The sequence below is a fragment of the Pedobacter sp. CFBP9032 genome, assembly GCF_034045265.1.
Taxonomy (GTDB): domain Bacteria; phylum Bacteroidota; class Bacteroidia; order Sphingobacteriales; family Sphingobacteriaceae; genus Pedobacter.
This window is the reverse complement of record NZ_JAXCWE010000008.1, coordinates 224,133-250,758: the sequence shown is the minus strand read 5'-3', so window position 1 is coordinate 250,758 and position 26,626 is coordinate 224,133. Positions and strand designations below refer to the sequence as shown.

Sequence of the window (26,626 nt, the reverse complement as noted above, 5' to 3'; positions counted from 1 at the left end):
ACGTTGATAGGCTACAGATGTAAAGTTGGCGACAGCACAGTCGAGTAGTACTAATCATCCGAAGCTTTCAAAGCAAAACAGACTTGTTGTTTGTTCTTCAAAACTTAACTTCTTTCAATAATATGTCATTTAAGCGGAAAGCTAAAAGACTAAAGAGTAAAGCGAAATACAGTAGCTTTAAGCTTTGAGCTTTATCCTTTCAGCTCAAATAAAAGTATTTAGGTGCCTATATCGGTGGTGTCCACCTCTTCCCATTCCGAACAGAGAAGTTAAGCCCACCAGAGCCGATGGTACTGCGGTAACACGTGGGAGAGTAGGTCGGTGCCAAATCTTAAAAGCCTTAAAAAGGCATTTAACAAAGAACCCTTGCAGTAACAACTGCAGGGGTTTCTGCGTTTGTAGAAAGAAAGAGCAAAGAGCAAGGAGCAAAGACTAAAGCTGAAAGACTAAAGGTCAAAGCAGAAAGCTAAAAGCTGATTCTTCGCATAGTTCACGGTACGTCCTCCTGAACTTGATTCAGGATCTTTTTTTAGCATTTGATGAGCACTTAAAATGCAGTTTTAGAAACCGTCTATCAAACTTAATTAACCTATCATTGTATTAAAATATCAGAAACCCACCTAGTACAATGAGACAGAGCGCAGGATTATTACTTTATCGAAAAACAGGAACAGAATTGGAATTTTTTCTGATCCATCCTGGTGGACCAATTTTCGCTAAAAAGGATGTAGGTGTATGGTCGGTACCTAAGGGTGAACTTGATGAAAATGAAGAGCCACTCCATGCAGCTATCCGTGAATTTGAAGAGGAAGTCGGCACGAAAATTAATGGGGATTTTATCGAACTACGACCTATTATTCAGAAAGGTGGAAAAAAAGTTTTATGCTGGGCAGTGGAAGGAGATCTTGATCCGGCGACCTTGCATAGCAATACTTTCGAAATGCAATGGCCACCAAAATCAGGTAAAATGCAAAGCTTTGTTGAAGTAGATCGGGGCGAGTGGTTTACTTATGATAAAGCTATTCTAGCGATTAAAGACAGGCAAATTCCACTGTTGGATCAATTGATTTCGCTATTAGCTTAAGCCAACAATTCAAAATTAAAAGTTTCTTTTTCCGAGCCATTAATAATTATAGCGATTTGATGATCGCCTAAATGAAATTTTCTCGTCGTAATTAATACGAACCTTTGCTTTCTAACCATGTTTACTTCGGCACCAGCCGGATAAATTCTTTCGGAGATTTTGAAAACCTTTTTGGTGTTGCTTCCATTCTGTTTTTTGTAATATATTGCGTATTCAAGTCTGATTTTTTGTGGCATTGGATTTTCATTTTTGACAGAAAAAGAAAAGGCCAGGCTTTCTCCAATTCTTACTTTTGGTGTTAAAAGGTTAAAGTCTTTAAATAAAATTCCCTCATCACTTAATCCATAATGTTTTAAAATTTCTGCATGGCCTTGTTTGAGCAAGGTTCTACATCCATGCTTAATAATGGCATCGGTTTCTAAACTCAATCCAGACCAGCTTTTAGCTACATTCAATACAATATTAGGATGGTCTTTAGCAATATCATTTAAGCTGTTTGCCACACTCCGGCGCACATATTCTGAAGAATCTTGTTTCAGGTTTTCTAAAATGGGTAAAATAGTGGCTGGATCTTTTTTCAAAAAAGGAATGCCCATTGCCCAAGGCAAACGTGGTCGGCTTCCCTCACTTGCCAGCCTTCTTACTTTATGGCTTTCATGTAAAGACCATTCTTGCATTTTGGCAATCATTTGATCACCGTATTTTAAAATAAACGGACGAACGGCAAATTCGCAGCTTACAAATTGAGTAGTAAATTTTAGTGCTTCAACAGATTCCTCGAAATATTCCAGCCCATAGGTTTCCAGGTAATCAGGCAAAAACATATAGGCCAAACCATCTTGTCCAATTCCTCTTTGCTTTAATACTTCTATGGTATTTTTGATCAATTTGATTGTTTCCGGATACTCACCGGGAAGAAAACCATGAAATACTTTTGAAGTGTGCTTCATTCGTTCCTTTAATTCCATTGAATTAAAATTGTCATTAAAAATCTGTTTAAGAAACGTTGCGCGATCAAAATCTGGTATGGTGGAAGCCAATGCGTTTGTTAATCCTTCATAGAATGCAGGCGAATACAGGTCTTTAAGTAAAAAGCTCATGGTGATGTAATTGAGTTTTAAAGTTAGGTTTCCTAACTAGTATTTCAATATTGGGTTTTGCAAATTTACACTTCATATGCTGCATTTAAATTGCCGATTAATTAAAAAAAATGATTTAAACCCAACGCGTTTCAATCATTTCTTTAGCAAATTTGTTCATCATCAAAAGATTAAAGTAATGAAAACTACAAAAATAGGGTGGATTGGCCTCGGAAATATGGGAATCCCGATGGCTGAACAATTGATAAAAGCAGGATATGAGGTTACTGTTTATAATAGGAGTGAAGGAAAAGCAGGCAAACTAACTGAATTGGGTGCGCAAGAAGCTGAAAATCCAAAAGTACTGGCTACAGAAAATGATATCATCATGATTATGGTCACCGACGATAAAGCCATCGAAGCTGTTTTTGAAACTGAAGAAGGTCTTTTAAAAGCGCATTTAAAAGGTAAAACAATCGTCAATATGAGTACAGTTTCGCCAGCAATATCGAAAAAGATGGCTGCAGTTTGTACCGAACGAAATGCGTATTATCTCGATGCTCCGGTTTCCGGAAGTGTGAAACAGGCTGAAACGGGACAGTTGGTGATTATGGTTGGCGGCGTCCAATCTGCTTTTGAAGAAGTAAAACCCATCCTTGATCAACTAGGGAAATTAAGCAAACGGGTTGGTGAAATCGGTGCTGGTAACCAGGCCAAACTGGCTATTAATTCATTATTGGCGCTATACACCCAAGGTTTGGCGGAAACGATTTTGTTTGCCAATCAAAAGGGAATTGAAACATCAGATTTATTGGAATTGATTGGCAACGCCGCAATAGGTAATGTATTTACCAAAATTAAAGGTGAAGCCATTTTAAATGAGCAATACAAAGCCGCGTTTGCTTTAAAGCATATTGTTAAAGATTTAAAACTGGCAAAAGAGGAAGGCATTTCCACACCTTTAGCGCAAACAACTTTAAAATATTTTGAGACTGCAGCAGGCACGTATGGCGAAGAAGATTTAATCGCAATTTTTAAGGCTTTGAAATCATAAACCTTATATCGATAGTTGTGGGGGAAGCTTTTTAAGCTTTCCCCCACAACAATTACATTTTCATTAGATTTGGATAAATCCGGATAAAAACCTGTGCACCTACAGGGTTTTTACCATAAAGTTGATCAAGATGAGCACTTGTTTTATAAAGAGATACTTGTCCGCCCAATGCCGTTCTAAACTTATTAAACTTTAAGATGTCGTAATTAATTCCCAGACTCAGGGCATTAACGCCGAAAGCATCATGACCGTAAACAACCTCATTCAGATTAAGTTCCTCTGCAGATTTCTGCACATATTCATACCTGGTGTATAACGAAAGTTTTTTAACACGATAAGCACCTTCAAGCAAGATGGCGTTTTCTCCGTCATGGCCTTTTGTTTTATTTAATCCCCAAAGTGCCGTAGCATTAATGTTTTTCTCATCGCCAAGTGGTAAGGCATAAATGGCTGAAGCAATTGTTCTGTTTACATTTTCATCATTGTGCAGGCTTTCGGGACTTTTGATCCAGCCGTGGGAAACCTGCAAAGCCCAGTTTTGGGTGGGATTGTAAGATAATCGAGCACTATAGGAATCGAATCTGGGTTTATCGAAATCAAACCGATTTTCATCCGGCTCCCGTCCCGTAAAAGATGATGCTTCAATTTTAACTTTATCATAACGGTAGCCAATCGTGGCCACTCCAAAAGTAATGTGCGTGCCATCATTCCAATGGTGCGAAATGGGTGCATCAGGATTAGCCAGTGCAGATGGCCGGTGCATAAAGGCAACAGAACCTAAGGCTGGTTCGCCCGGGTAACCCAGGTAAAAGGTTAGATCTGATTTTTTGTTAAAAGCATAAGTATAAGCTACGGAGAGTTCTGAAAATAAATCATGCGGGTGCTGGCGATCAACTAGCGGTTGCCCTTTCCAGCTTTCACCTGTTTGAAATAGTAGTGGATATCCAGCTCCGCCTTCGGTAAAACGATCTAATGAAAGCATGGAACTGAAATGAAATAAGCCTTTCTCGCCAACCTTCCTTTGCCCCATAAACATAAACCAGTTTGGTGCATCAAATTTATCGCCACCACGATTTCCATTTTCGGATACATCTTGCTTAGTATAGCGTAAAGCCACATTGCCATGCGCCATGTACATCCATTTTTTGGAATGAAACATTAAGCCATACATGGGTGAGGCATCTGGCAACCACGCCGTTCCAGATCCATTTCTTTGCATCGGTAAGTTCAAAGAATAAGCGTGGCTCATTGGTATTTCACTTTGCATCCCTTTCATATGGTGCATACCATGATCCATTTGAGTAGTATCCTTTTTAGTGGAGTCGCTCATGTTATGCATTTCATGTTGTGCAGTCGCACCAATGGTAAATCCGAAAAGCAGCAGGATAAATAACGATAGTTTAATGTTCATTTTGAGTTTTGTTTGTGTGTACTTACAAAATTAGAACTAACGCCGTTGCTGGCTTTACATCATTTTTAGAAATGTTTATATAATTCCTGGGGCAATAGAAAATCGCCCCTCCTTACAGAAGATTATTCAGAAAGAATTCTGTAAAGTTCCAGATTTAAATAGTAATGTCTTTTTCCAATAATTCTTTTCTCCAGAACAGCCATTTTTACCAGTTCATCCAGATACTTTCTGGCGGTGTTTTCTGCATAAATTCCTGCTTTTACAAGATGTTGCACACGGGTAAAAGGCTGGGTAAATATTGCACTCACCAATGATTCAGGACGTTGTATATCCGTATCTGCAGTAACTGCGCTTAAAATTGCATCTTTGGCAGCAATAATGTCATTTATTTTACTGTAAGTTAAATTAGAGGTTACCTCAACAGCTTTCAGCATGTAAAGCAGCCAGTTTTTCCAGCTTCCCCGTTGGGTAATTCCAGAAAGCCCGGAATAATAGTCTTCCTTGTTTTCCATGATGTACCGACTTAAAAACAGTATCGGATAATCGAGCAATCCTTTTTTAGTAAGGTAATTAATATTAAAAATTCTTCCGGTTCTGCCGTTACCATCTCTAAACGGGTGAATTGCCTCGAATTGATAATGTCCAATCGCCATTTTAAGCAAAGGATCTAATTGAAACTTATCATCATCATTTAGAAATTCTATTAAATTCTCCATTTTTTTTTCCACTACCCCCGCACCACGCGGTGGAGTGTAAAATACCTTTCCCGCATTTGGCCCCGTTCCGCCTTCTTTAATTACTACTTGTGCTATAGGCGTTCTGATGCCATCATTAAACTGACTTACAACCTGGTACATTTTTACAAAATATCCCTGATCAATAAGTTTTTCGCCTTCCAGGTAATTATAACCTTCCCATAATGCTTCCCTGTAATGTAGAATTTCTTTAGCTGCACCATCAGTCTGATTTACATTTTCTTCACTAAATGCCTTGTATAGTTCATCATCTGTGGTAAAGATATTTTCAATCGCGCTGGAAGCCTTTGCTTCTTGTAAGCTGATTGAATTAATGAGTAATCCCTGATTAGGAATAGCGATACTTCGGCCTTGAAGTCTGCCAAGTGCAGCTTTTGATTCTCCTAACTGTGTTAAAATATCAACATCAAGATAGTACTTTGAATCAATTGGCAAACTTGGAAGTGCATTCCAAGGCTTGTTACGATCTGAATTAATAACGTATGGCATAACCAAAGATAATAATTTATCACCTTAAAAAAAGGAGTTTTTAATGTAGAGGCAGGATATGGCATTAAACACTATATAAAAATATGTTATCACCTTAAAAAAATGAATTTTTAATGTATAAGTAGAATATGGCATTAAACATGATATGAAAGCATATTATCACCTTAAAAAAAGGAGTTTTTAATGTAGAGGCAGGATATGGCATTAAACACTATGCAAAAATATGTTATCACCTTAAAAAAAGCCAATTTTAATGTAGAGGCAGGATATGGCATTAAACACTATATAAAAATGTTATCGCCTTAAAAAAATTAATTTTTAATGTAGAGGTGGAATATGGTATTAAACACACTATATAAAAGACATTATCACCTTAAAAATTAAGTAGAGCGATCTCTATAGGGCTTTCCTTTGCGAACGCTGGCAGCAATAAGTTTTAAAGCTAGATTGATAGACCGCATATTAAATTATCAGCCTTAAAACATTTAACAGGATGCAACAGGATAGTTGATGGGGTCGTTTTTAATATATTAACAAAAATGAACAGCTATAGCTCATGCTGAAGGTCATTATATTTAACCAAATATTATTTAAACTGATGAAAAGCATCCATTTTTTCTTGCTTACAGCCTTATTCCTGATTACAACTACTGTTTCAGCGCAGACTAAAGCACCTGCCTGGGTAAATAAAGCAGGTGCCCGGAAATTCTCTTTTAAGCAGAAAAACATTCTTGTTAATCAATTTGGAGCAGTAAATGATGGTAAAACTTTGGCTACAATAGCCATTCAAAAAGCCATTGATGACTGCGCTAAAAAAGGTGGTGGAATTGTTTCATTCTCTCCGGGGAGATATTTAACGGGATCATTATTTATCAAATCTGGTGTAAACCTGCAAATAGGGAAAGGGGTAGAATTACTGGGTAGTCAAAATATCAAAGACTATCCTGAAATTGATACCCGCGTTGCTGGGATTGAAATGAAATGGCCTGCTGCATTAATCAATATTTTAAAAGAAAATAAAGCAGCTGTTTCTGGCGAAGGGCTCATCAACGCTCAGGGTAAACCATTCTGGGATTATTACTGGAATTTGCGAAAGAATTATGACGCAAAAGGCTTGAGGTGGATTGTAGATTACGATGCTAAACGCGCAAGAACCATTTTGGTAGCATCTGCAAATGATATTATTATTAAAGATGTAACCATTCAACAGGCTGGCTTTTGGACTGTACAACTTTTATATTCTTCTTATGTAACGGTTGATCACATTACCATTAAAAATAATGTTGATGGCCATGGGCCAAGTACAGATGGGATCGATGTGGATTCTTCCTTATGGACGCTTATTCAAAACTGTGATATTGATTGCAACGATGATAATTTCTGTTTAAAAGCTGGTCGCGATTGGGATGGCTTACGGGTAAACAAGCCTACAGAATACGTGGTGATTCGCAATTGTGTAGCGCGGAAAGGTGCTGGGTTACTCACGCTCGGCAGTGAAACATCTGGAAGTATTCGCCATGTATGGGCAACTGATTTGGTGGGTTATGGTACAGGAAATGCAATTAATATTAAGTCGGCCAAAACACGTGGCGGAACCGTAGAGGATATTTATTTTGGAAATATCACTATGCATGGCGTTGGAAATGTAATCCAGATTAATCCCAATTGGAATCCGGCATACAGCTATTCTACACTTCCTGCAGGATATAATCCTGATTCTATCCCACCGCATTGGACTAAGCTATTAAAAAAGGTAGAGCCAGAAAGTAAAGGGATCCCAACTTTCCAAAACATCAATGTTTTTAATGTTAGCGCAACAAATGCTAAAAAGGCGATTAATGCCAACGGTGTAAACGGAACAATTTTAAAAAATTTCAAGTTAACTAATTTAAAAATTGAAGCAGCAACTGCCGGAAACATAGATTTTGCCGAGAACTGGACTTTTGATCGGGTTGAAATTGCTGCTACAGACGGCTCTTCATTAAAAGTAACGAATTCGATAAATGTAAAGCCATAATAATTCAATTTCTATGAAACGCTTTTGCATTTTTAGTTGCTATCTGTTCGCCTCAGTCGTCAATCTTTTTGCACAGGAACTTTATCCGCCAAAACTGAAAAATGGTACCTGGCATAATGAAAATATAAGCTTGAGGTATCATCCAGAAGGGCGCGATTTTGTCATTAAAAATGGTACCCGCAGATTTACCAGAGCATTGTACGGAACCAATTCTGCCTTTCGGGTAGAAGCAGGAGACCTACCTGAATTTGCCTTATACATGCCGGCAATGGGTGGCAATTTGCAGTTCGGTCTTATTAAAGAAACAAAAAGTAAATGGCTGATCAAGGCAGACCATATTACAGCAAAGTACCGTCCAGGATCAATGTTATACACTATTCAGGATTCCTTACTTGGTGAAGGCAAAATGAAGTTGAGTTTGCTGGCACTAAGCAAAGGCGATGGATTAATCCTGAAGATTCGGTTTGAAAACGTAAAATCGGGTGCTGAAATGTTGTGGGCTTTCGGTGGCGCAAGCGATCAGAAATTTAGGAGAAGTGGTGATTTAGGCGTAGATCCGGAATCATCTTTTTATCTGAAGCCTGAAAATTGCAAGAACAATATCTTCACCGTTAGTCAGCAAAAATTCGACCTTCAATATGGAAAGGAGAAAACATTAAATGGGCAGTTTCCAGGTAGCATCCGGTTAGCAGATGCTACTGATATGTCCTCGCCAATAGCGCTTAATCAATCAAAGACCCAACAAAATCCAATCATCACAGGCAAGATCAAAGTAGAAAACAATAAAGATTTTTATGTGCTGCTTCAAAATCCTGCAATGGATCAGGCGCCAGCGCGATGGACCCCTGAAAACCAGTTTTTAGCATCAGAAAAAGCAAGGGAAATTTTAGCCAACCGGATAGTAGTGGATACGCCAGATCCTTATTTTAATACCATTGGTGGTGCTCTGGCTATGGCTGCTGACGGGATTTGGGAAGATCCTTCTTACCTGCATGGTGCAGTTGGATGGCGCATGCGGCTGCCAGGTTGGAGAGGGCCATATACCGCAGATCCGCTAGGTTGGCATGATCGGGCCAAAACCCATTTTAGTGCTTATGCCAAATCACAGGTGATTACACCCGAAAGTGGACCTGTTTTAGCTGATACCACATTTAACTTATCAAGGTCAAAAGAAGCCATGGGCACCGCCATGTTTTCCAATGGTTATATCAGCAGAGAGCCAGATGGGAAATCCATTCGGCCGCACCATTACGATATGAATCTCGTTTACATCGATCAGTTATTCTGGCATTTTAACTGGACAGGAGATCTGGCTTATGTAAAGGAAATGTGGCCGGTTATTAAAAGACATCTCGCCTGGGAAAAACGTGTTTTCGATCCTGATAATAATGGTTTATATGATGCTTATGCCGCTATCTGGGCAAGTGATGCGCTGCAATATAGTGGTGGAAGCGGCACGCATAGCTCGGCTTATAATTACCGCGCTAATTTACTTGCCGCAAAGATTGCATCTTTAATTAAGGAAGATCCAAAGCCTTATCAACAGGAAGCAGACTTGATCTTAAAAGCCATGAATGCAGCTTTATGGATGCCAGAAAAAGGATGGTTTGCAGAATATAAAGATGGCCAAGGTTTGCAAAAACGCCATCCATCTGCAGGTTTATGGACTATTTACCATAGCATTGATTCTGAGGTTCCAGATGCTTTTCAAGCCTGGCAAAGTTTGCGGTATGTAGACACCAGCATTCCGCATATTCCGGTTAGAGCGAACGGCCTGGAAGATCAAGGCTACTATACTTTATCTACAACGAACTGGATGCCATACGAATGGTCGTTGAATAATGTAGTACTAGCTGAATCTACGCATACTGCTTTGGCAAACTGGCAGGCCGGGAGAACAGAAGAGGCATTTAAGCTTTGGAAAAGTGAATTGTTAAGCAGCATGTATCTGGGAGGTAGTCCGGGTAACTTTGCGCAAGTTTCGCATTACGATGCTACACTTGGTGAATCCTATCGCGACTTTGGCGATCCCGTTGGGATTAATTCCCGTGCTTTGGTGGAAGGACTTTTTGGAATTGTTCCCGATGCATTGCATCAAACTTTACTGATTAGGCCGGGGCTACCGCAGGAATGGGATCATGCCAGTTTGAAAATCCCTGATCTTATTTTTTCCTTTAAAAGGAATGGTAAAAAGGATGAATACAAATTAACACCCTCTTTTACTATTCAAATGGGTTTAAAAATGAGAATCAAAGCTAGAAGCAATAGTATTATTTCGCTTAAAGTAAATGGGAAAAGCACCACTTGGAGCAATGTAGATAACGCCATTTCTACACCTGAAATTGAATTCAATATCGCGCCAGCAAAAAATTATACCATTGAAGTGGTATGGGGCAAAGGCCACTTATCTAAAACCAGGCTTGAGGATAAATACGATCTGGGATCAGGCATTGATGTTAATTTTGCCGATGCGAAGATTACGAAAATCTATGATCCGCAGGGTATTTTAGATCAGCCTGTAACTGTGGATGGAAACCTGAAGGCAATAATCAAAGGGGAAGTTGGAAATCGTACCGCCTTTGTGCAAATACAACTTCAAGACTTTACTTACTGGTATCCTTTATGTTTTGAAACAATAGAAACGGACAAAAAAGATAACCAAATCCTCAACCTAACGGATTCAAAATGGAAGAATCAAAAATTGGAAACGATAGCATTATCAACGTTCTTTAATGATGAGGTTGAGCAAATTTTTAAGAATAAATATTTAAGCCCGAGGCCGAACACCACCACATTACAATTGCCAACCCAAGGTATTGGCGACTGGACCAATACCAAACTCAATCCCGAAATCAATGACGCTGGTTTGCGGCAGTTGGCGGGTGCCAACAATGAATTCACATTGCCGTCAGGAATAGTTTTTAAAACACCCTCAACGGCTAAGCTTAAGAACATTGTTTACACTTCCCAATGGGATAATTATCCGGCACAAGTAGAAATTCCACTTTATGGAAAGGCGAATGCGGCATTTTTTCTGTTGGCAGGTTCTACCAATCCAATGCAAAGCCGGATGGATAATGGCGAAATTGTAGTTTATTATACTGATGGTTCAACGGAGAAGTTGCCGTTACGCAATCCCGAAAACTGGTGGCCGATTGAACAGGATCTTTACACGGATGGCTTCGCTTTTGATACTGGTGCTGATCGCCCTCTTCGGGTGCACCTTAAAACAGGAAAAGTGATAACCGCTGCGAATGCTGATGAATGGAATGGAAAAGAAATTGAAGGCGGTGCGGCGACGGCTTTGGGGATTAAGCTAAATCCTGCAAAAACACTTTCTAAAATTACGCTTTCTGCGCTTTGTAATGATGTGGTGGTGGGGTTAATGGCCGTTACCTTAAGCAGGTAAATGATCAATCTATTACCTAAAAAGAAAATTTGAACTTGAAAATACTGAACTGATGCACATTTCTATCTGTAAAAGAATTAAAATTATAATACTGCTAGTCGTTTTGGTTGGGAGTAAAGGTGTATTTGCACAAATTAATCGTGAAACGCTTGTTTCCAGGCATAATGTTGTGGTGAAGAACATAGATTCACTCGCTTCTTTATCTGTTGGTAACGGTAGGTTTGCGTTTACTGTAGATGCCACCGGACTTCAGAGTTTCCCCGATCGCTACGCAAAAGGAGTTCCGCTGGGTACACAATCGCAATGGGGTTGGGGATCATTCAAAAATGAGGCAGATTATAAAATTACCGAAGCTTACCGCTATTACAATCAATACGGCCGTAAAATCCCTTATACGGTTCAGCTGAATGAAACGCCTCGTACAAAAGAAGCTTCTAATTATTTCCGGCAGAACGTGCATCGTTTACAGCTGGGAAATATCGGTTTCGACCTCATCAAAAAGGATGGAAAAGCTGCCGGCGTAAATGATATTCAAAACATTAATCAAATGCTAAACCTCTGGACAGGGGAGATCAAAAGCAGCTTTACGCTGGAAGGTATTCCGGTTGAAGTGATTACTGTTGGTCACCAGGATGTTGATTTGATTAGTGCTTCAGTATCGTCACCATTAATTGCAGCAGGCCGACTTAAAGTTAGCATCCGCTATCCATATCCAACAGGCGAATGGGCTGATGTGGGAAACAATTGGGCGAGTGCAGAAAAACATCAATCAACAATACTGAACCATACCGCAAATAGTGGTTTAATAAAACGAGAAGTGGATTCTGCTACCTATTTTACTGCCATTTCCTGGAGTGGTAAAGCACAATTGACAGAGAAACAGCTACACTATTTTACTATAACCCCTGATAAAAATTTAAAAGGTTTCAGTTTTAGTTGCCTTTTTTCTGAACATAAAGCTCCTGCAAATATTCCGTCGTTTGTACTTACTCAAAGCAATAGTAAATTTAAGTGGAAAGCCTTTTGGCAAAGCGGTGCGGCAGTAGATTTTAGCGGCAGTACCGATAAAAGAGCATTTGAACTCGAACGAAGAATTATTTTATCAGAATACCTGACTAAAATTCAGTGTTCAGGAGATTTTCCGCCGCAAGAAACAGGATTAACCTATAATAGTTGGTTTGGTAAACCACACCTGGAAATGCACTGGTGGCATGGTGTGCATTTTGCATTATGGGGCAGACCCGAATTATTAACCCGAAGTACGGATTGGTATTTTAAGGTAGCAGATCAAGCGAAAAACATTGCTAAAGTGCAGGGATTTGAAGGTGTGAGGTGGCAAAAAATGACGGATAATAAAGGCAATGAAAGTCCTTCTTCCATTGGTGCCATGTTAATTTGGCAACAACCGCACTTCATTACTTTTGCTGAATTGGAATACCGCGCTAAAAAGGATAAAAAGGTTATAGAAAAGTATAAGGATCTCGTTTTCAAAACGGCAGATTTTATGGCGTCATTTGCGCATTTTAATAAAGAAAAGGGACGTTATGTTCTGGGGCCGGGATTGATTCCGGCGCAGGAACGTTTCAAAGCAGAAACTACCTTCAATCCGACTTATGAGTTGGCTTATTGGGAGTGGGGTTTAAAAACGGCACAAGAATGGCGGATTCGTTTAGGGATGGAACGGAATAAAAAATGGGATGAAGTAATGGCAAAACTTTCGCCTTTACCGGTGCAGAACGGTGTTTACCTTGCTGCAGAAAGTGCACCAGATTCTTATACTAATCCTGAATATAAAACCGATCATCCTTCGGTATTGGGTACATATGGCATGTTGCCTGAAACGAGTTTGCTTGATAAAGTGACCATGCAGAAAACTTTTGATCTGGTGTGGAAAGACTGGAGCTGGAATGATACCTGGGGTTGGGATTTTCCAATGACGGCGATGACCGCAACTCGTCTTGGCATGCCAGAAAAAGCAATAGACGCGTTACTGATGAATGTTCAAACGAATACCTATCTCGTAAACGGGCATAACTATCAAGATGAACGGTTGCGAATTTACTTGCCCGGAAATGGTGGTTTGCTTACCGCTGTTGCCTTGATGTGTGCCGGCTGGGATGGAAACAATCAAATCAATCCGGGCTTTCCGAAAAATGGAACCTGGAAAGTTAAATGGGAGGGATTTGAAAGGATGATGTAGTTGGGAAGGTTTGGGGGTTAGGAAGGGTTAGAAGGTTAAGATTGATTATTAAGATAGGTTAGAAGGTTAGTTTGGGTATAAAAGTTAGGGTGGGTTATTAAGATGGGTTAGTATAGGTTAGAAAGTTAGGATTGGTTATTAAGTTGGGTTAGGAAGGGTTAGAAGGTTAGGATGAGTTATTAAAACCACCTAACCAGCTTACAACTTTAGAAATTCATCTGACCTATGCTCACCACCTAAACCTCTAACCCGTTTACAACTTTAGAAATTCATCTAACCTATGCTAACCACCTAACCCTCTAACCCGTTTAAAACTTTAGAAATTCATCTAACCTTCGCTAACCCTCTAACCAATTTACAACCTAAGAAATTCATCTAACCTATGTTAACCACCTAACCAGATCACAACTTTAGAAAATTATCTAACCTATACTAACTCTCTAACCAGTTTACAACCTAAGAAATTCACCTAACCTCTACTAACCTCCTAACCCTCTAACCATTTATATCCGCTAAACAAATTGATTCAATAGCAACACGCCCAATAAGCCCAATACAGAAACAATACTTTCCATAATCGTCCAGGTTCCAAAAGTTTGTTTAAGCGTGAGGTTGAAATATTCTTTAAACATCCAGAAGCCGGTGTCGTTTACATGAGAAAACATTAAACTTCCAGCACCGACAGATAAAACCATCAGTTCTGGTGACGCATGCTGACCAATTAATGGCAGCACCATTCCAGAGGCCGTTACCGCTGCAACCGTTGCTGAACCTAAAGTTACCCGGAGAGATGCAGTGATTAACCAGGCTAATAATAATGGAGAAAGATTTAAATTCCCGGTTAATTCCTTTACAGTTTCGCCTACGCCACTATCAATTAAGATTTGTTTAAAAGCTCCGCCTGCTGCAATAATCAAAATAATCATAGCAATGCTTTTTACACCTTCTGCGCAAGATTGCATAGCTTTTTCGATACTTGTATTTTGAATGAAAAGTGTAATAACTACAGATAAGAGGAGCGCGGCAGTTGGGTCTGCCAAAAAGATGAATAACGATTTTCCTAGGTAATTACCACTGATCCCACTACCCACTGTTCCAGCAATAATCAAGAACACCGGAAGCAAAGCCGTGATGAAACTTTTCGCGGTACCTGGCAATCCTTCGCTTTCCTCAATTACAAAATCTTTAATTACGGCTGGCTGAATCTTATTCATGATCAACCGTGGAAAATAGATTCCGGCGATTACGGCAATTGGTAAACTTAAAATTAATCCGTAAATGAGTGTTTGACCAATATCTGCATGGAAAATTCCGGCAAGTGCAACCGGCCCCGGGTGTGGAGGCAAAAAACCATGCGTTACCGAAAGTGCCGTCGCCATGGGTAACCCAATATATAACTTTGATAAACCTGTGGCTGCAGAGATGGCAAATACCAGTGGAATTAAAACCACGAAACCTGCATTGTAAAAAAGTGGAATCCCAACCAGTAAACCCGTAAGTAACACTGCCCATTGAATATTTTGCTTCCCAAAGGCTTTAATCAGAATAAAAACGATTTTCTTAGCAGACCCACTATCTTCAATCAGCTTTCCCATCATGGCACCCAGGGCGAGTACCATTACCATGCTGCCTAATGTACTGCCAATTCCATTACTGATGGAATTCATTACCTTTGCTGCCGGCATCCCCAAAAGTAATCCGGTAATGATGGCAACGGCAACCAGGGCAATCATTGGGTTGATCTTGCTTAAGATCATCACAAAAAGTAACAATATGCCGAAGAGAAGAATAAACAATGACATGGTTAGATCGGGTTAAACCGCAATTTACTTTTTTATAGTGATTGTTCGTCCTGTTACCAGGTGAAATTCGAAAATCCTGTATAAACCATCATCATTCCTTTCAATGCTTTCTACCAAGCCAGTTTTGCTAAAGGTGTCAGTTACCATATCTCCAATTTTTACCTCTTGAAGAATCTCGTTTGGCGTTTCGCTATTTAGTCTGATCATAAAGCAAAAGTAGGGTTATAAAACTTCTTTCAAAGCGAGTTTTAAATCTTCGTCGATGAAAATCCATTCTTTAAATTTCAAACAAATCGGGTCAAAGTCCAGATAACCCTTTTTTCTTCCGCCTCTTAAAAAGGTGTCCCATTTAAATATAAACAAATCTGTTTAGGCTTTAAGCTGAATTTTTTAATCCAAATCATCTTTATTCACAATTACCTCAAGAAGGCTATGTAAAATTGAAATAGATAGCTTATATTTTTTATGGTCTGTTTTCAATTCATCATCAATATGCAAGTCCTCGCCTTTCCACTTAATATCAATCTCTTTACCTAAAATGGGCTCGATAGGAAAGGGCAAGTAATTACCGCTGGCAATATTTTCAACGTATTTTTCCATTAAAGTACGGTCTTCTTCGCCTACAATTACCACATCAAAATAACCATCGCCGGGATCTGCCTTTTCACTAAGTTTTAAATTGGGGCCGAGGCGTGAAATATTCATGATTTCTGCCATAATGCAATTTTTCTTAATTGTGTTTCCATCGATGGTGATTTCACATTTTACCGCTGGATAAGATTTTATAATTTTAAGCAACTCCGCCAGGGCAAGTTCAAATTCTTCTTCCGGGGTTTCGATGTCTGTAGTGTCGGTGTTTTCAAGCGTTTCGATAAGCTTTGGAAAAAGACCAAATCCAAGAGATTCGATAAAATAAGCAGCTTTATCTAAGCCAAGCGCCTGGCCAACGTCGAAATTTCTAATGTTATAATTATCCCAGGTAGAAATATTTCTCCTTACATCTTCATGAATACCAAGTGAGGTGGCAATGTTATTAGCCGTACCAAAAGGCAATAAAGCAATAGGCCTTTTAAATTTAAGCTTCTTGCTCAACAAACTCATAATCGTTTTCCTGATGGTACCGTCGCCACCCGCAATTGCGATAAACTGGGTTTCTGGTTTAATGTCTTTTAACGACTTCTTGTCAGAAGAAACATAGGAACATTTATATCCGTGTTGGTTCATGATTTTAACAATTTCCGTCTTTGAATATTTACCTTCTCCTGCTCCAGTATTATGGATCAGCCTAACCAGTTTATCTGCTTTTTTCATATTGCTATGAACAATAACATGCCGATTTAGGTTTTAACCCTATACTTAATTTTAAAATATATGAATATTCTCATCACCAACGACGATGGTATCTATAGCCCGGGAATAGCGGCACTTGCTAAAATCGCTTTGCGGTTTGGAACAGTAAGAGTGGTGGCGCCGGATGTGGAACAATCGTCAATGGGACATGCCATTACGCACTCACGACCACTTTCTATAAAATCATCACCCATCACTTTTGAAAACATTAATTCCCATCGGGTAAACGGTACACCTGCAGATTGTGTCGCATTGGGTTTGCACTTATATCCGGATACTCAAGTGGTACTTTCGGGCATTAATATGGGCCCAAACCTTGGAAACTCAATGTGGCATTCCGGCACTCTTGCAGCTGCAAAACAGGCCGTACTTTTGGGTGTTCGGGGAATTGCTTTAAGTACCCCGGTAGGAAAAACAGAACCCGATTTTGAAGCGTTGGATGCTTATGTTGAGCAGGTTTTGAAAACATTGCTAGATGAAGATGAACTTGCATTGTTCAATGTAAATTTTCCGCCAGAACCAAAAGGTATAAAATGGACCAGGCAATCGGTTCGCTTATATGATGGACATGTGGTGCCAGGCATTGATCCGATGGAAAGAAAACATTTTTGGATAACCGTATCTGCTTTAGAAGCTGCGGAAGAAGATACCGATCGTTGGGCGGTAGAGAACGATTATGTTTCAATTACGCCGCTTCGGTTAGATTTAACGAATGAAGCGGAACTCGAAAAAAGAAAACACGATCAGTAATTATTGATCGTGCTTAGTCCAGATAAGGTCTTCGGTTTTATAGCCGATTTCTTTTGCTTTTTTAAGGTATGCCGCTTTAATTTCTGCTGGAATGGTTGGTGTTCTGGATAAAATCCAAAGGTAATCGAGGCTATTTCCAGCGATAAGCGCATACTGATAATCTTTATCTATTTCGATCACATTGTAGCCGGCATAAAAAGGCCCGAAAAAGGAAACTTTAAGTCTTGCTTCATTTTCGCCATTTACAAATTTCGCTTTACCTACACTTTGTTTCCATTCTTTTTTAACGTAATTGTAACCGCGGTTATCAACTTTAATGGTGCCATCATCCTGTAGTGAGTAGGTGGCTGTAACATTGTTTAAGTCTTTTTCAAATTTGAAATCCATTCGTGCTACTTCAAACCACTTCCCTAAATATTTATCCTTTTTAAAGGGCTTAATTGCTGTTGCACCTTTTGGGATAGATACGCCGCAACCTACATAACTGATCACAATGATTCCTAAGGTTGCCAGTAGCAGGGTGTTTCTAAGCTTATTATTCATTTCTTTTTTCAATTTGCTTAAAAACACCCTTTCACTAAAAATGTTTCTGGTGTTTCAATATTTAACAACAACTTTTTGTTGCGGTAATATTGCTCGAGGTATTAACTGCCAGAACGTAATATTTTAAGCGGAGGCTGATTTAAAATACTTCTCGTACTTAAAATTCCCGTAACTATCACCAATAAAACTACGGAGCCAAAAAGTAATAAGGTAGCCGGGAAAGGCGGAACAAAGGCGGCGTCGAATGTGAATTTAGCTAAAGCCCAGCTACCACCAATTGCAAGGATTAATCCTGCACCCGCTGCAAAGGTGCCTAAGAAAAAGTATTCGATGGCATTGATGGCGAGAATTTGTTTTTTACTGGCACCCATTGTTCTCAGTAAAATGCTTTCCTTAGTTCGTTGGTTTTTGCTGGTGAGTACGGCCGAGATCAGCACTATCCAACCGGTAACCATACTAAAGCCCGCCATAAACTGAATCACAAATCCAATCTTGCCTAATAATTCATCCAATAATTTCAATACCAGATCCAGATCAATTACTGAAACATTCGGGAAATTTTGAACCACTTCTCCCTGGAATTTAGCTGATACCTCATTAGAAGGTACCCGGGTCATTAATACGTGAAACTGTGGCGCCTGTTCTAAAACTCCGGAAGGGAAAACCACCCGGAAATTGGTTTGCATTCTGCTCCAGTTTACTTCGCGCAAACTTCCCACAACCGTTGGGATCATCATTCCCTGCACATTAAATAAGATCTTATCATTCAGCCCCACATTAATTTGCTGCGCATAACGCTGATCAAGTGAGATGTAAATCGTTTCGTTGGGTTTTACCTGACCAATCCATTTTCCTGAGGTAATTTGCTCAGCAGCAGTCAGTGTATCCTGATAAGTAGCGCGGAGTTCATTCCGGTAAGCCCGGCGGTTACTCGTATCCACACTGGAAGTTTTTCCATTTATTTCTTCTATGCGCATCGTAATTACCGGAACCTGGTTCATCAGTGGCAATTTAAACGACTTCGTGAGGCTGTCTAAACCTTTCTTTTGTGCATTCTGAATATCGAACATCACAATATTTGGTTGGTTGCTTCCCGAAGATAAGGTTACCCTGCTCATTAAAATGCCCTGCACAAAAAACAACGTGCAGATAAAAGCGGTCGACAATCCAATAGAAACGGTCAACATCAAGGTTTGGTTATTCGGTCGGTAAAGGTTTGCAAACCCTTGTCTCCATAGGTAACTGATGGCATTTGGCAGAAGCTTTTTTACCATAAACATCAGGATTCGCGAAAGTAAAATCAATAACAAAAAAGCGATTCCAATGCTGGCCGTAAAAGCAAGCGTCTGTATCCAGTTTTTCATTTGCAGGTGGGTGAAACCTACAACAAACGCAACCATTAGCAGGTAAACCAGCCAGATTAAAGGATCTTGTTTTCTGTCCTTTCCTTCGAAAGAAATTCTGATGGCGTTTAGTGGCGAAATTTTTCTTACTGACAGGAGCGAAGGCAGGGCGAAAAGAATGGAAATAATCAATCCTAATAAAATGCCCTGGGCAACTGCAGCCCATGAAACCTGCATCGTAATTTCTATAGGAAGGAAATCTTTAAGCACAATTGGCAATAAAAACTGAATTCCTGTTCCCAGTGCTGACCCAATCGCTGCTGCAAGAAGGCCGATAAAAAAGATTTGAATCAGGTAAATGAAAAATGCATGTCTGGCTTTTAAACCTAGGCAACGTAAAGTAGCCACAGCATTCAATTTTTCCTGAATATACACATGAATGGCACTTCCCACGCCCACACAACCCAAAAGCAAGGCAATAAAGCCAGACAATGCAAGGAAACGGTTGACGTCTTTAAATGATCTTCCGGTTTGTTCTTTGCGAGATTCAACCGTATCAGCATCAAAGCCCTCGCCTTCTAGCTTTGGTTCATTTTTCTTTACCCATTCATCAACTCCGGATGGATCATCATATTTATAATAAAACTTATTGTTGATCCGGCTTCCGGTTTTAATGAGGTTGGTTTTTGCCAGAAATTGCATAGGGATGTAAACCGTTGGTGCCACGGTCGCAGCAATACCAGTTTGTCCGGGGGCCTTAACCAGTGTTCCAAGGATTTTGAAGCTAATGTCGCCAACCTTGAGTGAATCACCCACCTGGGCACCAAATTGCAACATGAGGGTTTGATCTACCAATGCATCCTGGCCAGACTGAAAATTTTTTCCGGCTTCTATTGGAATCGTTTCAAGCGTTCCGTAATAAGGATAGTTGCCTTTCAATGCTTTCATTTGCACCAACCTGCTTCCGCCACCTTTTTTGAAATAGATCATGGAAGCAAATGTTTTCTCCTGCGAACGATCGTTCCCCAAGGTATCGAGCATTTTCTGCGTGGCCTTGGTCACTCCCTTTCTGCTATCTAAAATCAAATCAGCTCCGGTAAGTTCTTTTGCCTGAGCATCAATATCATGTTGTAAATTATCTTTAAAAGAATATACTGCAACCAAAGCCGCGATTCCCAATACAATGGAAGATATAAAAAGCAACAAACGCGATCGGTTTTTCCGGCTATCCCGCCAGGCCATTGTAAACAGCCAGGATAATTTGATGCTTTGCTTTGGGAGCTTATTCTGCATAACCATGGTTTTCATCAGAAACAATTGCACCACCTTTAATTTTTATGGTTCTGCTGGTTCTGGCAGCCAGTTCCAGGTCGTGCGTTACAATTATCAGCGTAGTGCCTGCATCTTTATTCAGATCAAACAATAACTTAATCACCTTCTCGCTCGTTTCTGCATCCAGGTTTCCGGTAGGTTCATCAGCAAATAGAATTGCGGGCTGATTAGAAAAAGCCCTGGCCAAAGAAACCCTTTGCTGTTCTCCACCTGATAACTGAACCGGGTAATGATCAGAACGATCAGCCAAGCCAACTTTGTCAAGCAAATCCAGCGCTTGTGCTTTAATGTTTTTCGCGCCACGCAACTCTAAAGGAACCATTACATTTTCTAGCGCCGTTAATGTTGGCAAAAGCTGAAAATTCTGAAAAATGAAGCCTACATATTGATTACGAACTGCTGCGCGTTCATCTTCATTGAGTTTCTCTAGTGCGATGCCATTTAATTCTACAGTGCCACTGGTTGCACGATCAAGCCCTGCACATAAACCCAATAAGGTAGTTTTGCCACTTCCGGAAGGACCGGTAATGGCTACCGTAGACGCACTTTGGATGGCGAAATTGATATTGTTAAGCACGTTAAGCTCCCGCCCGGCACTTTGATAAATTTTATTTACGTTTCGAATATTTAAAATACTTTCCAATCGTTTATTTTTTAGAATTTGTATACGGATATTAGACCAAACATAACCGCCTCTGATCTGTTAAGGTAGTGGTTTTTATTTAGAGAATTAACAACATTATATGTTACGAAAACGCTTAATAGTCTTATTTGTTTCGGCTTTACTGTTTGCCGCCTGTGGAAATAAACAAAGCAGAGAAGATAATAATCAAACTTTAGATTCAGCTGACCAAACGATTAAAAAGAACGGCAAGCAGCTTAAGAATATACTTTTTTTCGGAACCAGTTTAACCGCTGGTTATGGTCTTGATCCGACAGAAGCTTATCCAGCGCTGATTCAGAACCGAATTGATTCTTTGAAAATGCCATATAAAGTAATTAATGGTGGATTAAGCGGTGAAACATCTGCCGCAGGCAAAAGCAGAATTTCCTGGTTGCTAAAACAACCCATTGATATATTTGTATTGGAGCTAGGAGCCAATGATGGTTTACGCGGACTGCCAGTTGCTCAGACTACCAAAAATTTGCAGCATATTATCGATAGCGTAAAAATAAAATACCCTGATGTAAAAATGGTGATGGCTGGCATGCAGGTACCACCCAACATGGGTACTAAGTATGCTGAAGATTTTAAAAATATCTTTCCTCAGCTGGCGAAGAAGAATAATATGGCATTGGTTCCGTTTTTATTAGATAAAGTTGGCGGGGTTCCAAAACTTAACCAGGAAGATGGGATCCATCCTACAGCAGAAGGTGATAAAATTCTGGCTGATAATGTCTGGGTAGTGTTGAAGGATTTATTGAACGATAAATAAGAAGTTGTAAATTTAACCAGTTTTATGAACGTAAGCTTAACTGTACTGGGCGTGTGTGATAAATAAGGTTTGGCTTGTGTATACTCTCTGTTACAATTATTTGTTTATTGAATATTTGTGTAAATTAGATACTTAAATTGTAAAGCATATGGGAGATCTAAACGATATAAAGGTTAAGGCATTCTTGAATAGAATAAAAACAGAATGGCCTGGGTTTGTAGAACGTTTTGAATTTAAAACAGCCTCGGTAATTTACGTTTATTTAAAAAAAGGTATTTCTAGCGGGGAATTTTTAAGCACACTTGCAATAAAAATAGAACGTTTTGTTGATTTTAGCAATCCAATCATTCTTTATCATATTGATAGCGACGGGATGAGTTTAAAGTCACATCCAATCAATTGGTATTCCTCATTAAATGGGTCATCTTTTAAGAAGTAATAATTGTAAACATACTTAGTTACAGGCGCTGGCTTAATACCCAAAGCTAATTGCAATCTCTTGCAGCATTAAATAAATATCTTCGGTAAAAAGGAGGAGATAAAGTTTGGCAGATTTTAATTTTTTAGGTAAGAAACCATAATGCTTAAAAAAGTTAGCACTGAAATTCGAAGCACTCTTATAGCCGAGATCAGCAGCGACCTGGCTCACAGGTAATTTTTCTTTCGTCAGCATTTTCTTAGCCACCTTCATTTTATGCTCATTCAGGAAGCCAAAAACTGTTTGACCAAAAACCAGTTTAAAATATTTCTTAAGGTAATTTTCATTAGTGCCTACTTTTCGGGCCAGAGTGGTTAAAGAAACGGGTGTTTTTAAATTATCAATCAGAATTTCTCTGGCCATTTTGATAGCATTAAGCATGTGCGCCGGAACTTCGAAAGTTTCTATATTATGGCTTACAGCCTTAATCTGATTTTCGATGTGGCATAGCAGTTCTATCGTTTTGGCAGATAAATAAGTCGATTTGAGTGCTAACGGATAATCACAATCAAACATATTTCCCAATATATTAATCATATCCAAATCCATGTGCATTTGCTTATTTAAAGCTATAGATTCTTTAAACGACTTAAATTTATCGCAGCTTAACCGGGCAAAGTAAATATCATCAGGCTGCTCTAAATAATTGATAAAGAAGCGATAATTGCTTTCTAAACCTTCATTCAGGATTAAATACTGATTAGGCAGGAGTAATATTTTATGGTTTTCGCCATCTACTTTAACAGTTGCCGAATTGCTGAAAATAATATAAAATTCTTCAGGGATAATCCTTAGGCTATGCAGATAAAAACCGCCAGCATTAATTTGCACTTTCCTCAACAAGGCACCATCAAATTTAAGTTCTGAACTTTTAGATTTAATGCTCATTTTATGCATTGGAAATGAATTATAAATATGGTTCTGATTATTTCCGTTTCCGGCTATAAAATTTCCTTTATCTGGCATTTTGAGGTTCGAGTTAATTATACTTTTGCCCAAAGTTACTATTTATTTAGACTATATATAAATAGAGCTCAACAAAATCATTAATAGGTTAATCATATGAAAAAAAGTTTACTTATTTTTTTCTGTGCCATTACGCTTTCCTTATATGCGCATGCACAGCGAATAACAATTACCGGAACAGTAACTGATGCAGATCAGAAACCACTTGTAGGCGCAAGTGTATTTGTTGCCGGTAAAAATGAAAGCGTTTTTACGAATCAGGACGGAACGTTCTCTATTGCTGCAAATAGTGGAGATAAATTATCAATTGCCTATATCGGTTTCAAAAGGCAAACAATCTTATTAACCAGTGCAAGTAATAACCTGCGCATTGTTTTAGAAAGTGAAGAAAACCAACTGGCTGATTTAGTGGTAACAGGTGCTTTAGGGATTAAGAGATCGGCAAGAGAACTAGGTACCAGTACGCAAACTATTAAAGATGACTACCTTAATCAAGGTAAAACCATTAATCCCTTAAATGGCTTAACCAGCAAGGTTTCGGGTTTAAGAGTAAATGTGTTTGATAGTAAGGTAGATCCGCAGATTCAGATTGTAATGCGTGGCTCGAGGTCTTTAAACAGAACTAAAAATGAACCGTTATACGTGTTGGATGGGGTTCCGGTTCCAACCATTGGCAGAATTAATCCAAATGATATTGAAGAGATTACGGTATTAAAAGGCGCAAATGCCGCGGCTTTATACGGCTCTGAAGGAGTAAATGGTGCTATTATGATTACCACTAAACAGGGTGCAAAGGGACGTGGAAGGGTAACTTTCTCCAATACCACCACATTTTCTAAAGTGATGATGTTACCGCCTGCTCAGAATACTTTTGGTCAGGGCGTAAACGGTGCCTATGTACCAACCCAATATGAAAGCTGGGGCCCTGCATTTGATGGCACCATGAAAAATGTTGGTACAGTTTTACCTGATGGAACACAGCCGCAAGCACGGTATGCAGCACCGGGTAAAGATAACAGGCTAGATCTTTTTGATACGGGTTTGAATCTGCAGAATGATGTTTCCTTTTCTGGTGGAGATGATAAATCAACTTTCTTTTTATCTGCCCAGGATGTGAAAATTAAAGGTATTATTCCTGAAGATGAAAGTAGAAGAACGGGAGCCAGATTTAATGGAACCAGAAAGTTTGGTAAGTTGAATACCTCCTACAATGTGAATTATGTACTCTTTAATAAGAACACTACGCCAGATGGACCTTGGATCACGGCCTATCAATTGCCTGCAAATTTCGATTTAACCAGCATGAGAAACTGGCAAGACAGAACATCCAGTGCTAACCCGGCAAATTTCTTTACCGATCAGCAGAAAAATCCGTATTTCCAGATCGACAATTATCGTGATGATACCAAGCAGCAAACTTTAAATGGAAAAGTAGAACTGGATTACCAGTTTACGCCATGGTTTAAAGCACTTTACCGTTTCGGTTATTATTCTACCGTTGCCGAAACCAGAAGTACGGTAGGGAAATTTGAAGGCATAGGACAAAGAAATGTGAATGGTTCTGTAAATGATGGTTCTGATAATTTCAGGAAGATGAACAATGACCTGATCCTTAACTTTAATAAAGACTTCGGAAAATTCACCACCCGTTTATTAATTGGTCAGAATTTAAGAAGTGATTACACTAAATCACAAACTTTGAGTTCGGCTAATCTATTATTCCCGGATTTATTTAACCAGGGAAGCGCACTTGGACAAGTGGCTGGAAGAAGTACCATAACCAAATTCCGTTCTTTGGCTACCTATGGAGAATTTACAGCAGGGTACAATAATTACTTGTTCCTTACCTTAACCGGAAGAAACGACTGGGTGTCTACGTTGAGTAAAGAAAACCGCTCTTATTTCTATCCGGGTGTGAGCACTTCGTTCGTGTTTTCTGAAGCGATCAACTCTTTAAAAGACAACAAAACACTTTCATTTGGTAAAGTTTACGCATCTTATAATAAAACAGGAAATAATACCTTAAACCCATATTCATTAAATAATCCTTACAGCCAGGCAAATGGCTTTCCTTTTGGCAACCTTGTAGGTTTCCTTCCGGGATCTACTTTTCCCAATCAGGATATAGAGCCAGAATTCGTTACTTCTTACGAGGCAGGCATCCAGTTGGGATTATTCAATAACCGCCTGAATTTTGAAGGTGCTTATGTGTTTTCAGATTCTAAAGGGCAAATTTTTAATGCAACTACATCACGTGCTACGGGTTATGCAAGTGCAAGGGTAAACGCTGGGCGATTAACCAACAGTGTGATCGAGTTAAATTTAAATGGAGATATCATCCGCAATGCGAATTTCAAATGGAATTTAGGCTTTAATTATACTTACATTAATAATCAGGTGGAAGAACTTTTCGAGGGCTTACAGTCTTTCAATATCTTCCGTCAATCTTATGCCAATATTGGTCAGGCTTACCCAAGTTTGCAGGTAAGTGATTATAAAAGAGATCCCAACGGACATGTAGTCATCAATGCAGCAAATGGAAACCCTGTGGTAGCTACCGATCCGGTACACTTAGGTACCATGGTTCCGCCACACCAGATGGGATTAAATACCATGGTTACATATAAAAATATCAGTTTAGGCGCACAGTTTGACTGGAGAATGGGCGGATGGTTATATTCGGAGATTGTACCTCGAATGTATACAGCCGGAACACACCCTGCAACAGTAGAATTTAACCGTCAGCCTTTTATTTATCCAAATTCAGTAATCGAAACTTCACCAGGTGTTTTTGCTCCAAATACCACTGTACTATCGAGAGGTGATAAAGCTTTCTGGCAGGCACAAGGTGCGGTACAAAGCAATACTGCAGCAAAATCAGATTTCTTCAAAATGCGTGAGCTAAACGTAACCTATAACTTCCCAGCGAAATTATTGGCTAAACAAAACGTAATTAAAGAGGCAAGGCTAAGCTTTATTGCGAACAATTTGTTCCTGATCAGGCACAAAGATAATACTTATGGGGATCCGGAATATTTATACAATGATACAGATGGTTACATCAGTTTCCGCCAGGTTCCTCCATATAGAACGTTCGGTTTTAATGTTAACGTGGTATTTTAATTTAA

At 39.3% G+C, this 26,626-nt stretch carries 19 protein-coding genes and 1 rRNA gene; 10 read left to right on the top strand and 10 right to left on the bottom strand.

Translation table 11 applies throughout. The features are described 5' to 3' along the window. Positions 1-218: 218 nt before the first annotated feature. Positions 219-330, top strand: a 5S ribosomal RNA gene (gene rrf / locus SOM16_RS15970). Between the two features lie 298 nt (positions 331-628). Further along, on the top strand, positions 629-1,084 hold the full coding sequence (locus SOM16_RS15965) for an NUDIX domain-containing protein (RefSeq protein WP_320464998.1): 456 nt from the start codon (positions 629-631) through the stop codon (positions 1,082-1,084). On the opposite strand, the gene SOM16_RS15960 is transcribed toward SOM16_RS15965, so the two are convergent. Continuing rightward, positions 1,081-2,184 carry a DNA alkylation repair protein gene (locus tag SOM16_RS15960; RefSeq protein WP_320464997.1) on the bottom strand — a complete coding sequence of 368 codons (1,104 nt, stop codon included), beginning with the start codon at positions 2,182-2,184 and terminating at the stop codon, positions 1,081-1,083. The genes SOM16_RS15965 and SOM16_RS15960 overlap by 4 nt on opposite strands. A gap of 169 nt (positions 2,185-2,353) precedes the next feature. Here SOM16_RS15960 and SOM16_RS15955 point away from each other — a divergent pair, with 169 nt between their 5' ends. Further along, positions 2,354-3,217 carry an NAD(P)-dependent oxidoreductase gene (locus tag SOM16_RS15955; protein WP_414692264.1) on the top strand — a complete coding sequence of 288 codons (864 nt, stop codon included), beginning with the start codon at positions 2,354-2,356 and terminating at the stop codon, positions 3,215-3,217. A 52-nt stretch (positions 3,218-3,269) separates the two neighbouring features. Here the strand turns inward: SOM16_RS15955 and SOM16_RS15950 are convergent, their stop codons facing one another. Further along, on the bottom strand, positions 3,270-4,628 hold the full coding sequence (locus tag SOM16_RS15950) for a hypothetical protein (protein ID WP_320464996.1): 1,359 nt from the start codon (positions 4,626-4,628) through the stop codon (positions 3,270-3,272). Between the two features lie 122 nt (positions 4,629-4,750). Continuing rightward, positions 4,751-5,872 carry a Fic family protein gene (locus tag SOM16_RS15945; RefSeq protein WP_320464995.1) on the bottom strand — a complete coding sequence of 374 codons (1,122 nt, stop codon included), beginning with the start codon at positions 5,870-5,872 and terminating at the stop codon, positions 4,751-4,753. Between the two features lie 598 nt (positions 5,873-6,470). Here SOM16_RS15945 and SOM16_RS15940 point away from each other — a divergent pair. From SOM16_RS15940 to SOM16_RS15930, 3 genes are read left to right on the top strand one after another with little or no spacing between them, the layout of a single operon-like run. After that, positions 6,471-7,889: a glycoside hydrolase family 28 protein gene (locus SOM16_RS15940; RefSeq protein WP_320464994.1), complete on the top strand. Its 1,419-nt coding sequence runs from the start codon at positions 6,471-6,473 to the stop codon at positions 7,887-7,889. A 13-nt stretch (positions 7,890-7,902) separates the two neighbouring features. After that, entirely contained in the window at positions 7,903-11,298 is a 3,396-nt protein-coding gene (locus SOM16_RS15935; protein ID WP_320464993.1) for a DUF4450 domain-containing protein, read from the top strand. Between the two features lie 52 nt (positions 11,299-11,350). Beyond that, positions 11,351-13,498 (top strand): hypothetical protein, encoded by a 2,148-nt coding sequence (locus SOM16_RS15930; RefSeq protein ID WP_320464992.1) that lies wholly within the window; start codon positions 11,351-11,353, stop codon positions 13,496-13,498. 512 nt (positions 13,499-14,010) lie between these two features. On the opposite strand, the gene SOM16_RS15925 is transcribed toward SOM16_RS15930, so the two are convergent. The 3 genes from SOM16_RS15925 to SOM16_RS15915 all read right to left on the bottom strand — a co-directional run bounded on the left by SOM16_RS15925 (position 14,011) and on the right by SOM16_RS15915 (position 16,611). After that, complete coding sequence (locus SOM16_RS15925; protein WP_320464991.1) at positions 14,011-15,300, bottom strand: gluconate:H+ symporter; 1,290 nt, start codon at positions 15,298-15,300, stop codon at positions 14,011-14,013. Between the two features lie 24 nt (positions 15,301-15,324). Continuing rightward, positions 15,325-15,507 (bottom strand): hypothetical protein, encoded by a 183-nt coding sequence (locus SOM16_RS15920; protein WP_320464990.1) that lies wholly within the window; start codon positions 15,505-15,507, stop codon positions 15,325-15,327. A gap of 183 nt (positions 15,508-15,690) precedes the next feature. Continuing rightward, positions 15,691-16,611: a diacylglycerol/lipid kinase family protein gene (locus tag SOM16_RS15915; protein ID WP_320464989.1), complete on the bottom strand. Its 921-nt coding sequence runs from the start codon at positions 16,609-16,611 to the stop codon at positions 15,691-15,693. Between the two features lie 60 nt (positions 16,612-16,671). Here SOM16_RS15915 and surE point away from each other — a divergent pair, with 60 nt between their 5' ends. After that, positions 16,672-17,400 (top strand): 5'/3'-nucleotidase SurE, encoded by a 729-nt coding sequence (gene surE, locus SOM16_RS15910; protein ID WP_320464988.1) that lies wholly within the window; start codon positions 16,672-16,674, stop codon positions 17,398-17,400. On the opposite strand, the gene SOM16_RS15905 is transcribed toward surE, so the two are convergent. The 3 genes from SOM16_RS15905 to SOM16_RS15895 all read right to left on the bottom strand — a co-directional run bounded on the left by SOM16_RS15905 (position 17,401) and on the right by SOM16_RS15895 (position 21,261). Further along, the gene (locus SOM16_RS15905; RefSeq protein WP_320464987.1) at positions 17,401-17,943 is read right to left on the bottom strand and encodes a lipocalin family protein; all 543 of its coding nucleotides are present in this window, start codon (positions 17,941-17,943) and stop codon (positions 17,401-17,403) included. A 101-nt stretch (positions 17,944-18,044) separates the two neighbouring features. After that, positions 18,045-20,579, bottom strand: coding sequence for an ABC transporter permease (locus SOM16_RS15900; protein WP_320464986.1), 2,535 nt, complete (start codon positions 20,577-20,579; stop codon positions 18,045-18,047). Beyond that, positions 20,569-21,261 carry an ABC transporter ATP-binding protein gene (locus tag SOM16_RS15895; protein ID WP_320464985.1) on the bottom strand — a complete coding sequence of 231 codons (693 nt, stop codon included), beginning with the start codon at positions 21,259-21,261 and terminating at the stop codon, positions 20,569-20,571. Before SOM16_RS15895 ends, SOM16_RS15900 begins: the two co-directional genes overlap by 11 nt. Before the next feature lie 100 nt (positions 21,262-21,361). Between SOM16_RS15895 and SOM16_RS15890 the strand changes: the two genes are divergently transcribed. Beyond that, on the top strand, positions 21,362-22,054 hold the full coding sequence (locus SOM16_RS15890; protein ID WP_320464984.1) for an arylesterase: 693 nt from the start codon (positions 21,362-21,364) through the stop codon (positions 22,052-22,054). 148 nt (positions 22,055-22,202) lie between these two features. After that, complete coding sequence (locus SOM16_RS15885) at positions 22,203-22,493, top strand: hypothetical protein (protein ID WP_320464983.1); 291 nt, start codon at positions 22,203-22,205, stop codon at positions 22,491-22,493. A 33-nt stretch (positions 22,494-22,526) separates the two neighbouring features. Here the strand turns inward: SOM16_RS15885 and SOM16_RS15880 are convergent, their stop codons facing one another. Further along, positions 22,527-23,498, bottom strand: coding sequence for an AraC family transcriptional regulator (locus tag SOM16_RS15880; RefSeq protein ID WP_320464982.1), 972 nt, complete (start codon positions 23,496-23,498; stop codon positions 22,527-22,529). A 96-nt stretch (positions 23,499-23,594) separates the two neighbouring features. Between SOM16_RS15880 and SOM16_RS15875 the strand changes: the two genes are divergently transcribed. Continuing rightward, complete coding sequence (locus SOM16_RS15875) at positions 23,595-26,621, top strand: SusC/RagA family TonB-linked outer membrane protein (protein ID WP_320464981.1); 3,027 nt, start codon at positions 23,595-23,597, stop codon at positions 26,619-26,621. Positions 26,622-26,626: the final 5 nt, after the last annotated feature.

Bases quoted from the DNA above. Each gene is read 5' to 3' on its own strand.
- SOM16_RS15965 (WP_320464998.1), top strand. From the start codon at position 629: ATGAGACAGAGCGCAGGATTATTACTTTATCGAAAAACAGGAACAGAA.
- SOM16_RS15960 (WP_320464997.1), bottom strand. From the start codon at position 2,184: ATGAGCTTTTTACTTAAAGACCTGTATTCGCCTGCATTCTATGAAGGA.
- SOM16_RS15950 (WP_320464996.1), bottom strand. From the start codon at position 4,628: ATGAACATTAAACTATCGTTATTTATCCTGCTGCTTTTCGGATTTACC.
- SOM16_RS15945 (WP_320464995.1), bottom strand. From the start codon at position 5,872: ATGCCATACGTTATTAATTCAGATCGTAACAAGCCTTGGAATGCACTT.
- SOM16_RS15940 (WP_320464994.1), top strand. From the start codon at position 6,471: ATGAAAAGCATCCATTTTTTCTTGCTTACAGCCTTATTCCTGATTACA.
- SOM16_RS15935 (WP_320464993.1), top strand. From the start codon at position 7,903: ATGAAACGCTTTTGCATTTTTAGTTGCTATCTGTTCGCCTCAGTCGTC.
- SOM16_RS15930 (WP_320464992.1), top strand. From the start codon at position 11,351: ATGCACATTTCTATCTGTAAAAGAATTAAAATTATAATACTGCTAGTC.
- SOM16_RS15925 (WP_320464991.1), bottom strand. From the start codon at position 15,300: ATGTCATTGTTTATTCTTCTCTTCGGCATATTGTTACTTTTTGTGATG.
- SOM16_RS15920 (WP_320464990.1), bottom strand. From the start codon at position 15,507: ATGATCAGACTAAATAGCGAAACGCCAAACGAGATTCTTCAAGAGGTA.
- SOM16_RS15915 (WP_320464989.1), bottom strand. From the start codon at position 16,611: ATGAAAAAAGCAGATAAACTGGTTAGGCTGATCCATAATACTGGAGCA.
- surE (WP_320464988.1), top strand. From the start codon at position 16,672: ATGAATATTCTCATCACCAACGACGATGGTATCTATAGCCCGGGAATA.
- SOM16_RS15905 (WP_320464987.1), bottom strand. From the start codon at position 17,943: ATGAATAATAAGCTTAGAAACACCCTGCTACTGGCAACCTTAGGAATC.
- SOM16_RS15900 (WP_320464986.1), bottom strand. From the start codon at position 20,579: ATGCAGAATAAGCTCCCAAAGCAAAGCATCAAATTATCCTGGCTGTTT.
- SOM16_RS15890 (WP_320464984.1), top strand. From the start codon at position 21,362: ATGTTACGAAAACGCTTAATAGTCTTATTTGTTTCGGCTTTACTGTTT.
- SOM16_RS15885 (WP_320464983.1), top strand. From the start codon at position 22,203: ATGGGAGATCTAAACGATATAAAGGTTAAGGCATTCTTGAATAGAATA.
- SOM16_RS15880 (WP_320464982.1), bottom strand. From the start codon at position 23,498: ATGCCAGATAAAGGAAATTTTATAGCCGGAAACGGAAATAATCAGAAC.
- SOM16_RS15875 (WP_320464981.1), top strand. From the start codon at position 23,595: ATGAAAAAAAGTTTACTTATTTTTTTCTGTGCCATTACGCTTTCCTTA.